Origin of the sequence: Nitratidesulfovibrio oxamicus (genome assembly GCF_015731765.1) — a bacterium.
GTDB lineage: Bacteria > Desulfobacterota > Desulfovibrionia > Desulfovibrionales > Desulfovibrionaceae > Cupidesulfovibrio > Cupidesulfovibrio oxamicus.
Genome location: NZ_VRYY01000030.1, coordinates 1 through 8,695, shown reverse-complemented (window position 1 = coordinate 8,695; position 8,695 = coordinate 1). Strand labels below are relative to the sequence as shown.

General features: G+C 68.1%; 8 protein-coding genes. 5 read left to right on the top strand and 3 right to left on the bottom strand.

Annotation, left to right across the window (positions count from 1 at the left end):
* The 5 genes from FVW20_RS01520 to moaC form a co-directional block, all read left to right on the top strand.
* Nucleotides 1-317: hypothetical protein (locus FVW20_RS01520; protein WP_372434957.1), on the top strand; the 317-nt coding region annotated here is incomplete at its 5' end.
* Nucleotides 318-356: 39 nt separating this feature from the next.
* On the top strand, nt 357-872 hold the full coding sequence (locus FVW20_RS01515) for a DUF2179 domain-containing protein (RefSeq protein WP_167128078.1): 516 nt from the start codon (nt 357-359) through the stop codon (nt 870-872).
* A gap of 206 nt (nt 873-1,078) precedes the next feature.
* Nucleotides 1,079-1,537, top strand: a complete 459-nt coding sequence (locus tag FVW20_RS01510; protein WP_196607992.1) for a PhnD/SsuA/transferrin family substrate-binding protein — start codon at nt 1,079-1,081, stop codon at nt 1,535-1,537.
* The gene (locus tag FVW20_RS01505) at nt 1,534-4,635 is read left to right on the top strand and encodes a putative bifunctional diguanylate cyclase/phosphodiesterase (protein ID WP_231038772.1); all 3,102 of its coding nucleotides are present in this window, start codon (nt 1,534-1,536) and stop codon (nt 4,633-4,635) included. The genes FVW20_RS01510 and FVW20_RS01505 overlap by 4 nt, the downstream gene beginning before the upstream one ends.
* A gap of 533 nt (nt 4,636-5,168) precedes the next feature.
* Nucleotides 5,169-5,660, top strand: coding sequence for a cyclic pyranopterin monophosphate synthase MoaC (gene moaC / locus FVW20_RS01500; RefSeq protein WP_196607993.1), 492 nt, complete (start codon nt 5,169-5,171; stop codon nt 5,658-5,660).
* Between the two features lie 192 nt (nt 5,661-5,852).
* On the opposite strand, the gene FVW20_RS01495 is transcribed toward moaC, so the two are convergent.
* The 3 genes from FVW20_RS01495 to hisH all read right to left on the bottom strand — a co-directional run bounded on the left by FVW20_RS01495 (nt 5,853) and on the right by hisH (nt 8,495).
* Nucleotides 5,853-6,848 (bottom strand): alpha/beta hydrolase, encoded by a 996-nt coding sequence (locus FVW20_RS01495; protein WP_196607991.1) that lies wholly within the window; start codon nt 6,846-6,848, stop codon nt 5,853-5,855.
* 236 nt (nt 6,849-7,084) lie between these two features.
* A complete protein-coding gene (gene hisF, locus FVW20_RS01490) occupies nt 7,085-7,864 on the bottom strand; it encodes an imidazole glycerol phosphate synthase subunit HisF (RefSeq protein ID WP_196607990.1) in 780 nt (259 codons plus the stop codon).
* Nucleotides 7,857-8,495, bottom strand: coding sequence for an imidazole glycerol phosphate synthase subunit HisH (gene hisH, locus FVW20_RS01485; RefSeq protein ID WP_196607989.1), 639 nt, complete (start codon nt 8,493-8,495; stop codon nt 7,857-7,859). The genes hisF and hisH overlap by 8 nt, the downstream gene beginning before the upstream one ends.
* Nucleotides 8,496-8,695: the final 200 nt, after the last annotated feature.

Genomic DNA, 8,695 nt, shown 5'->3' with positions numbered 1-8,695 from the left:
CGCTGCCCGGCGTCGCCACCGGGCCGGACGCTGCGGACCCGCTTGAGGAAGCGGTGCGGGTGTTTCTGGAACTGGCCGTGCGGCGTCCCTTTGCCGGGGGCAACGTGCGAACCGGCTACCTGCTGGCCGAAGGCGCGGTGCTGCGGGCCGGGTTGCCCGCCATCGGGGTGCCCGGGCCGTTGCGGCAGGAGTTCGACGACCTGCTGCGCCGCTGCCGGAGAAGAAGCGCCGGGAGAGGACCGGCAGCCGCCGGAGCGAGCGGGGCAGAGGTGGAGGCCATGGCCGGATTTTTGCGGCATTGCGGTCGGTGGCCCTAGGCGGGCCGGGCATACTACGGAAACACGACGGAGAACGACATGTGGCATCTGGATATCGACATCGCCGGTGCGTTGCTGATCTTTGCGCTGCGCCTCGGGGACGTGGCGCTGGGCACGGTCCGTGCGGTGCTGGTCATGCGCGGCATCCGCCCGGTGGCGGCGGCGGTGGGGTTCTTCGAGATTCTCATCTGGGTGTTCGCCGTCTCTCAGGTCATGAACCACCTGGACAACCTTGCCAATGTCTTCGCCTACGCCGCGGGGTACAGCTCGGGCATCCTGCTGGGCATGTTCATAGAAGACCGCATGGCCCTGGGCGTGGTGGTGGTCAACATCGTGACGCCCAACGGCGAGGACATGGCCCGCGCCATCCGCGATGCGGGCTTTGGCGCCACCGGGCTGACCGGCGCGGGGGGCAGCAGCGATGTGGACATGATCCGCGTGGTGTCGCCCCGCAGGCGCTCGCGCGAATTGCTGACCCTGTGCCGTGAACAGTGCCCCGGCTGCTTTGCCACCGTGGAGGACGTGCGCAGCGTGCGCGGGGGCTTCAGCGTCTGATGCACGTTGCGAGTGGCGAGATGGGTAATTTCCCTACCTTTCTATAGGGAAATACCCATAAAAACCCCCATAAAACCCTCCCGGAATCTTGACGGCCCGCAAGGGCCCGTGTCACTAGGCAATCTGCCGGAACACACGGCATCCGTACCTCGAGTCGGCTGGCGCACGTCTGGCGGCCATGGGGTTCTCCAACCCGCCTTGGGCAATTGCGCGGCAAGCGGCTGCTGGCCCTGTCCCGTGGGCAGGAAAGCCTTCCCGCGCGATGGCTGGAACGGCTGCTGCGCGACAAGGGGTTGCCCCCGAGCGCGGAGCATTTCCTGTCCGTCGACTACGAGGGGCAACCCTCGCGTGTGCTGCTGCCGGTATTCTTCGGCCAGGCCCTGGCGTGCATCGTCACCGAGCGGTCGTTGCGCACCATGTCCGAGCTTAATCCCCAGATCGAGGCGCAAATGGAGCGCATTGCCGTTTCGGAGCCGCTCATGGATTTCGTGATGTGCCTTGCGCCATCGGTGGACCCTTCGTTGGCGCCGCGCTTCGCGGAACTGGGCCTGGGCCTTTCGGACAACCCGTGGGGCAGGCAGATGCTGCTGTCGTTGCAACTGGACGGCATCGCGCCGTTCCGGCCAGAGGCCATCGAACCCGCACGCCGCCTGGTGGAACCATGAGCATGCCCCCGGAAGCCCAGCCCCCTTTTGCCCCGGCGGCTGCCAGCCAGCCCGTTGACGGAGGGTACACCCCCGGCGCCAGCTCGACCGGCCAGCCCGATTCGCCCGGCCAGCACGAGTCATCCGGCCAGCCCGATTCGCCCGGCCAGCACGAGTCATCCGGCCAGCCCGATTCGCCCGGCCAGCACGAGTCATCCGGCCAGCCCGATTCGCCCGGCCAATTCCCGCCATGCGGCCCGGCCACGGGGGTGACTGGGCGCCCGGAATCGCCAGGACTGTCGGCCCCTTCGGTCTTGTCCGGCGGGACCAGTCCGGCCAGCCCGTCCAGTGCACCCAATCCGTCGCGCCCGTCGCGCCCGTCGCGCCCATCGCGCCCGTCGCGCCGCAGCTTCGGCATCGCCTTCAAGGCGGGCGGGCTGGCCTTTGCTGCGGGGATGATGATCATCGCGGCCATCCTTGGCATGATCATTCCCTACCAGCAGGGGGTGCTGCGCAGGGGCATGGAGTCGCAGGCCGACAAGCTGGCTTCTTCGGTGGCGGAAGTGGCCGCCAGCGCCCTGGCGGCAGAAGATTACGCGGCCCTGGTGGATCACTGCACCGGCGTACTGCAACGGCAGCCGGGGCTGGAATACATCGTGGTCACCCGCGTGGACGGATCGTCACTGGTATTCCGGCGCAACGGCTGGGGGGTCCGGGCGGCTCCGCCCGCCCTGGCCGGTGCTGCCGTCCAGCCGGAACAGCCCAGCGGGTTTCGCCGTGGGCTGCCCCCGGGCCTGGACGCCCCGGCGCACGACTGGAGCACCCAGTGGCTGGGCGGCATGAGCGGGCAGGCAGGCGTTCTGGGCACACCGGGCACCGTCAACTCCCCAGGTTCTCCCAACCCTGCCGATTCGGCCAGCCGCGCCGCGCCCCCTGATGCGCCCCCTGATGCGCCCCCTGATGCGCCCCCTGATGCGCCCCCTGATGCGGTCACCGGCACGCCCCCCGACACGCCAGTCGCCGGGCCGGAAGTTTACCACCACCAGTTGCCCGTGGAACGGGCGGGTATTTCCATCTGCACAGTGGCCGTGGGGCTTGCCCTGGACGGCTACCGGGCGGAGCAGCGCGCCGCGTGGTGGCACATCGGCGCGCTGACGGCCATGGCCATGCTGGTGGCGCTGGGCACGGCGCTGCTGCTGTCGCGCACGGTGACCCGCACCGTGCTGCGCCTGTCCGGCTGGGTGCGTTCCATCGGCCCCGGCAACATGGGCCAGCGCATCCGGATCGATACCGGCGACGAACTGGAGGGGCTGGCCAACGCCTTCAACGGCATGCTCGACCTGCTGGAGGCCTCGCAGCGGGAGCTGAACGAGGCCCACCGCGAACAGGAGCGCCGCGTGCGCGAACGCACCGCCCAGTTGTGCGACGCCAACGCCAAGCTGCACCTGATGGGCGAGGTGTTCACCCACGCGGTGGAGGGTATTTTCATCACCGACAGCGCGGGCACGGTGGTGGCCGTGAACCCGGCCTTCGAAGGCATCACCGGCGTGGACGCGCAGTCCATGGTGGGGCGCTTGTCCCCGGCCCTGGGCATGGTGCCCGTGGGCGGCACGCGCAGCGTATGGGACGAAATGCTGGAGCACGGATCGTGGATCGGCGAGACGCGCGGACCGCACCGCGACGGCTGGCAGATTCCGCAATGGCTGAGCCTGGTGTCCATCCGCGACGAGGCCGGGGTGATCCTGAACTGCGTGGGAGTGTTCTCGGACATTACCGACATCAAGCAAAAGGAAGCGCAGATCACCCATCAGGCCAACCACGACGACCTGACCGGCCTGCCCAACCGCAAGCACATTTTCGAACTGTTGCACGATGCCATCGCCAGGGCCGAGGTGCGCGGCCAGAAGCTGGCCGTGGTGTTCATCGACATGGACGGCTTCAAGTTCATCAACGATTCGTACGACCACGCCACCGGCGACCAGTTGCTGTGCGACGTGGCCCGGCGGCTGCGCGCGGCCCTGCGGCCCTGCGACATCCTGGGGCGGCTGGGCGGCGACGAATTCGTGGCGGCGGTGGGCGGCATCAGCGACAAGGGGCATCTGGACGGCATCATGCGGCGGCTGTTCGACACCTTTGCCGAACCGTTCGAATACGGCGGCATGGGCTTTTCGGTCACGGCCAGCTTCGGCGTGTCGGTGTATCCCGACGACGGCGACTCGGCCAACGCCCTGCTGTCGCGCGCGGACATCGCCATGTACCGCGCGAAGGACATGGGCAAGAACGCCATTGCCGTGTTCTGCGAGGAACAGTGCCTGGAATTCACCCGGCGCTACCGCATGGACCAGGAAATCAAGGCGGCCATTGCCGGGCGCGAATTCCGGCTGGTGTACCAGCCCATTGCCGACGCGCGCACCCTGCGGGTGCGCAAGGTGGAGGCGCTGTTGCGCTGGGAGCGCGACGGCGCGGTGGTGGCCCCGCCTTCCGTGTTCATCCCCGTGGCGGAAAGCTCCAACTCCATCCGCGAGATAACCCGGCTGGTGGTGGAAATGGCCTGCGCCCAGCACGCCGCATGGCGGCTGGAGGGGCTGACCCTGCCGGTGGCGGTGAACATCTCGTCGCGCTGCCTGAACAGCGACGAGACCATCAGCCACATCGCCGCGTGCCTGAACGCCTACGACGTGCCCCCGGACGCGCTGGAGGTGGAGATTACCGAAACGTCGCTGATGCAGAACTACGAGCGCGGCAACGCCATGCTGTGCACCCTGCGCGACCTTGGGGTGCGCGTTTCGCTGGACGACTTCGGCACCGGGTATTCGTCGCTGCAATACCTTGCGCGCATGCCCATCCACGCCCTGAAGATAGACCGCACCTTCGTGCAGGAACTGCTGGACGAGGGCGGCAGCCTGGAAATCGTGGAGACCATCCTGGGGCTGGCCCGCAGCCTGCGGCTGGCCACGGTGGCAGAGGGCGTGGAAACGGCGGCCCAGCTTTCCGCCCTGCGCGGCATGGGTGTGGACTACCTGCAAGGGTACTGCCTTGCCCGGCCCCTGCCCGCCGACGACATCCTGACCCTGTGCCGCAGGGGCATGCGGCTGGTGCCCAGGGACGTGGAGCGGTAAGTCCGCGCAGGGCGCTGGGGGGCAGGCCCGCCCCGCCCGCCCTGACGAGTTCAGACAAGTGCAGATCAGTTCAGGCCCGCCCGGATTCGTTCCCGTCCGGCCAACCGGTTTCAGGCTGGTGCGCGCCGTCCCGACCTTGTTCGTTGCCCGCGTCCGGGGTTTGCATGTCCTGCGGGCCAGTTCCGATTTTCGTGGCCCTTCCTGCGGACGCCGCATTGGCGTTCGCCCTGTTTTGGGCTACAGCCAAGGAGGATGAAGCCGCCAGCGCGGGGCCGCGCCAGCGCCATCCGTTTGCCCTGTTTCACGCCCGGCAGGAGGTTGTCCCCATGTCTTCCGATACGCCCAAGACGCCCCATGCGCCCGATATGTCTGACCCCTCGGATAAGGACGCGCCCGCCGTCCGGCTTGACGATATGCCCGACCCCCTCGACTACGGCGAGGACGGCCCGGACCTGCCCAACACCGGGTGCGGCTGCGGGTGCGGCGCGCCTTCCGCGCTGGAATGCACTGGCGGGCTGGGCCATGGCGTACCGGTGCCCGACGATGCGGAGGCCGCCTTCAGCCACATGACCGAGGACGGCAGCGTGACCATGGTGGACGTGGGCGCGAAAGCCCCCACCCAGCGCACCGCCATCGTGCGGGCCGTGGTGGAGGTGAACGACAACACCCTGGACCTGCTGAAGCGCCGAGCCCTGCCCAAGGGCGACGTGCTGACCACGGCCAAGATCGCGGGCATCATGGCCGCAAAGCGCACGGCGGAACTGATCCCCATGTGCCACCCGCTGGCCATCAGCTACGCCGACGTGCGTTTTGCCGTGCAGGACACGCCCCCGAGCATCGAACTGGAGGCGGAAGTGCGCACCACCGGCCAGACCGGCGTGGAAATGGAAGCCATGGTCGCCGCTCAGGTGGCCGCGCTGACCATCTACGACATGTGCAAGGCCGTGCAGAAGGACATCGTGCTGCGCGACTGCCGTCTGGTGTTCAAGTCCGGCGGCAAGAGCGGCACGTTTCGGGCGGGGTAGGGGGCTTCCGTCAGCGGCGCAGTCCGAGGGGCTATCTCTTCCGGACCTTTTTCAGCATTTCAAAAGCAGAGAGGTCGCATGGGCGACCTCTCTGCTTTCTTGTGCGGTTGCAGCTTGTCAGCCCGCCTGCAGCAGGGGATGGGCTTTTTACGGTGCCGCCCTGCTCGTCCGGCACTATGTTCCGCAGGCTTCTCAGCGCCTGACCTCCTCCAGCCGGGCGGTGATGAATCCGTCCACGGCGTCGGTGTATGCGCCGGGCAGGCCCAGCAGGTGGTTGATCTCTCCGTGGGTCAGGGCTTGCGGCAGTACCGGCGTTGTGCGGCCTGCGCGGGCCGTCTTGGCGGCAAGGGCCTCTGCCGCCGCGCAGGGCTTGTCGGCCCGCTTGGTGGAGCACACCAGCAGCATGGGCACGGCCCCGGTCGTCCACTGTTGCTGGGGCGAGGCCTTAATCCAGTAGGACGGGTTCTTGCCGAAGGCCTCGTCGTAGAAGCCCAGGTGGCGGCGCTGCATGATGGCGGGCACGTCCATGGCTGCGGAATCCAGCACCACGGCGCCCGCCACGGGGCGGTCGAGCAGGGACGGCGCGGACGACACCAGCGCCACCAGATGCGCCCCCGCCGAATGGCCCATCAGGATGATGCGCGTCGGGTCCGCGCCCCAGCCGGGGGCGGCGTCGGCCACGCGGCGCACGGCGGCGGCCACGTCCCCGGCCTGCTCAAGCGCCATGGCATCGGGAAGCATCCGGTAATTGATGCTTGCCAGCACGTAGCCCTTGGGCAGCCAGCGGGCCAGCTTGTTGTCCATCAGGCCGGGGTTGGCCTTGTCGCCCACCTTCCACGCGCCGCCGTGCACCATGACGATGACGGGCGCGTGCTGCGGGTGGGGCGGCAGGTACACGTCCATGACCTGTGCGGGGTGCGGGCCGTACGTTTCGGCCAGTCTGCGGCTGCCGGGCACGATGCTGGCGGGGTCCAACGGATGTTGTGGGGCGTTGCCCCGGCGGGCGGCGGTGCCGTCCTGCCGTCCCGTTTCGGCATTGCCGGGCGCGGACCGCTCGGCGCGGCGTTCGCGCAGCTTGTCGAGGATGGGACCGGCGGTGGCTTCGGGCGTGGGGCAGGCAAGGGCGACGGCCAGCAGGGTGGCCAGCAGCAGGGGCGGGTAGGGAAATCTGGTGCAACGGGCAGGCATGGGGTGCCCTCCGGAAGAAGAGCAATGGTGGTGGGGCGTGGCGCACGGGGGGCGGCTAGCCGTCGTGGCTGTCGCCTTTTGGAAGGCCATTTTTTGTGTCTTCGTAATGAGCAGGAATACAAATAAAAGTTTTAGGGGGAGGGGGCGCGGGGGAGGAGACCCTTTTCCAAAAGGGTCCCTCCCCTGCAAGAATGAAACCTTCCCACAGGCTGCCAACCGGCAAAATGCCCGTTTGGCTACCAGACCATGCGCAGCTTCGCCCCCATGTCCGAAATCTGCCGCTTCAGGTCCGGGATGGTGTACTGCCCGTAGTGCACGATGGAGGCGATCAGCGCGGCGGTGGCGCCGCCTTTCGTGATGGCGTCGTACATGTGCGCCGGGCTGCCCGCGCCGCCGGACGCAATGACCGGAATGGACACCGCGTCGGCGATCATCCGGGTCAGGGCCAACTCGTAGCCGTCCTTGGTGCCGTCCGCGTCGATGGAGTTGACGCACAGTTCGCCAGCCCCCAGCGCCTCGCAGGTCCTGGCCCATTCGATGGCGTCCATGCCCATGAACTTGCGGCCGCCGTGGATGACGATCTCGTAGCCGGAGGGAATGGCCTCGGACTTCTGCACCTGCTTCACGTCCATGCCCACCACGATGGCCTGCGAGCCGAAGGCCGCCGCGCCCTGGCTGATGATGTCCGGGTTCTTCACCGCGCCGGAGTTCACCGACACCTTCTCCGCCCCGGCCACAAGCACGGCCCGCATGTCTTCCACGGTGTTGATGCCACCGCCCACCGAGAAGGGGATGAAGATTTCCGAGGCCACCCGCTCGACCACGTCGAGAAAGATGCCCCGGTCCTCGTGCGAGGCGGTGATGTCGTAGAACACGATTTCGTCCGCGCCCTGCTCGTAGTAGCGGCGGGCGGTTTCCACCGGGTCGCCGATGTCCACGTTGCCCTCGAACTTCACGCCCTTGGTCAGCCTGCCGTTGCGGACGTCAAGGCAGGGGATGATGCGCTTGCTAAGCACGGCTGGCCTCCTTGCAGTAGGCGTGAAAGTTGCGCAGCAAGGCAAGGCCGGGCCGACCGCTCTTTTCCGGGTGGAACTGCACGGCCCACAGGCCGGGGCCGCCGTGGATGGCGCAGAATTCCTCGCCGTAGGTGCACGTGGCGATGACGTAGCTTTCCGGCGGGGCGGGGTAGTAGCTGTGCACGAAGTAGAATTCCGCCTCCGGCTCGATGCCCTTCAGCAGTTCGCACGGGCGCTTCTGCACGATGCTGTTCCAGCCCATGTGCGGCACGCGGATGGGGGTGCCGTCCTCTTCGGTCCAGGCGGCGTTGAACAGGCGGCATTCGCCGGGCACGATGCCGAGGGCCCTGGTGTCGTTTTCCTGGCTGTAGTCCAGCATGATCTGGCAGCCCACGCAGATGCCCAGCAGCGGCTTGCCCGCCTGCACCTGGTCCTTCAGCACCTTGTCGAGCCCGGTGGTGAGCAACTCGTTCATGGCCTGCCCGGCCGCGCCCACCCCCGGAAAGATCACCCCGTGCGCCCCGGCGATGACCGCCGGGTCCGCCGTGATGACGCAGGGAATGCCCAGGTGGTCCAGCGCACGGCGCACGCTGGTCTGGTTGCCTGCCTTGTAGTCGAGGATAGCGAGCATGTTCCTGTCCCTCGTGTTGCTTGGCGGCATGGCCGCCGTCCGCGTGCAGGCCCGTTGGCCCCGTGTGGAGCCGGGTGACGGTGTCCGGATGACAACCCACATGACAAAATTCGGAAATCACCCGCCGGGGCGGCCGGGGTGGCCGTGAAGGCCGCGCGAAGCTGCGCCGGGCGCGCCCGTGGCGTCGGCAGGCGCCGGGT

Coding starts and splice junctions, on each gene's coding strand:
- FVW20_RS01515 (WP_167128078.1), top strand. CDS start 357: ATGTGGCATCTGGATATCGACATCGCCGGTGCGTTGCTGATCTTTGCG.
- FVW20_RS01505 (WP_231038772.1), top strand. CDS start 1,534: ATGAGCATGCCCCCGGAAGCCCAGCCCCCTTTTGCCCCGGCGGCTGCC.
- FVW20_RS01495 (WP_196607991.1), bottom strand. CDS start 6,848: ATGCCTGCCCGTTGCACCAGATTTCCCTACCCGCCCCTGCTGCTGGCC.
- hisH (WP_196607989.1), bottom strand. CDS start 8,495: ATGCTCGCTATCCTCGACTACAAGGCAGGCAACCAGACCAGCGTGCGC.